Here is a 1,623-nt window from a genome sequence, read left to right on the forward strand (position 1 = left end):
AGAACGCTCCCGCAAACTGCCTCTTGACAACTTATAGGAGCGTCGGTTTTAATTTCGCCATTTTTCCTATGGTCATGTAATACAGGTCCAGCCCCGTAATCCGCCATACTTTTGAAACCAGCCCATTTGGGACGGACCTCTTATGGCTACTTTTGCCCGAACGTTCGCTAGGCTGGCCATGCCAAGGAGTGTCCCGAAGTGCAGGCAGAAAAGGAACGTCCTTAACTGCCGGGCATGGGATACCATGGTGGCAACCCAGCGAAAGGACGATGTATGGCACATGTCGATGAACAGCGCGTGGCGCGCGTGCTCGATGCGCTCGAGGCCCAGCACCCCGGCGCGCAGCTGCTTGTGAATGACCCGTGGTCGATCTACTATCTGACCGGCTTTTATGCCGATATGTTCGAGCGTTTTTGCGGCGTGCTGCTCGCGCGCAATGCCGAGCCAGTGATCCTGGTCAACGCGCTGCATCAGCTGCCCGAGTACGACAATGCGCGCGTTGCCTACCACACCGATACCGACATCGTGGCCGACGCCATCGCTCGCGAGGTCGATCCGACCAAACTGCTAGGCATCGATACCGTCATGCGTTCCGGCTTTTTGATGCCGCTCATGGAGCGCCACGCCGCGAGCGAGTTCTTCCTGGGCGACTTTGCCGTCACCGCCGCACGCACCCACAAGGATGCCGCCGAGCAGGAGCTCATGCGTGTGTCCTCGGCCGCCAACGACACCGTGATGGCCGACGCCATCAAGCTCGTTCACGAGGGCGTGACGGAGCGCGAAATTGCCGACCAGATGCTCGGCCTGTACCGCAAACACGACTGCGAGGGCTTTAGCTTTCCGCCCATCGTGAGCTTTGGCGCTAACGCCGGCGACCCGCATCACGAGCCCGACGACACCGTACTCAAGCGCGGTGACGTGGTGCTGTTCGACATTGGCGGGCGTCATCGCAACTACTGCTCGGACATGACGCGCACGTTCTTTTGGGGAGAGCCGGACGAGGAGACCGCACGCATCTACGACATCGTGCGCCGCGCCAACGAGGCCGCCGAGGCGCTCATCGCCCCGGGCGTGCGCATGTGCGACCTGGACCGTGCCGCGCGCGACGTGATCGAAGACGCAGGCTACGGCAAGTACTTCACGCATCGCCTGGGTCACTCGATCGGTCTGCAAGACCACGAGCCGGGCGATGTCTCGCTTGTCAACGAGCAAGTCGTAGAGCCTGGCATGACGTTCTCCATCGAGCCGGGCATCTACCTCCCCGGCCGCACCGGCGTCCGTATCGAAGACCTGGCCCTGGTTACCGAGTCCGGCGTCGAGATTCTCAACGGCTACCCCCACGACCCAGTCCGCCTAGACTAGCCCCTTCCCAATAGCCCTTTAATAAGTTGCGGTGGAATAGTTCCCAGATTGGCCCACAGAGACATAATCCAGGAACTATTTCACCGCAACTGCCATGGGGCCAAGTCGACCAATTTGACAGTCTAGAGATGCGCCACGAAAACGGGCTATCTACTACGTTTAACCCGCATGGGTCGACCATGCGGGTATTTTTTTTGAAAATCGGCAAGCCTTCTACCTGCACTGATAATTGTTCTCGGGGGAAGCGGGCACTGCGGGGCG

General features: G+C 59.9%; 1 protein-coding gene. It reads left to right on the forward strand.

The genetic code is table 11. The annotated features are described in order from the left end of the window. The first annotated feature begins 273 nt into the window (after positions 1–273). Positions 274–1,362 (forward strand): M24 family metallopeptidase, encoded by a 1,089-nt coding sequence (locus I2D41_RS02825; RefSeq protein ID WP_195363476.1) that lies wholly within the window; start codon positions 274–276, stop codon positions 1,360–1,362. The last annotated feature ends 261 nt before the right edge of the window (positions 1,363–1,623 follow it).

The sequence above is a fragment of the Collinsella aerofaciens genome, assembly GCF_015552075.1.
In the GTDB taxonomy this organism is placed as follows: domain Bacteria; phylum Actinomycetota; class Coriobacteriia; order Coriobacteriales; family Coriobacteriaceae; genus Collinsella; species Collinsella aerofaciens_Y.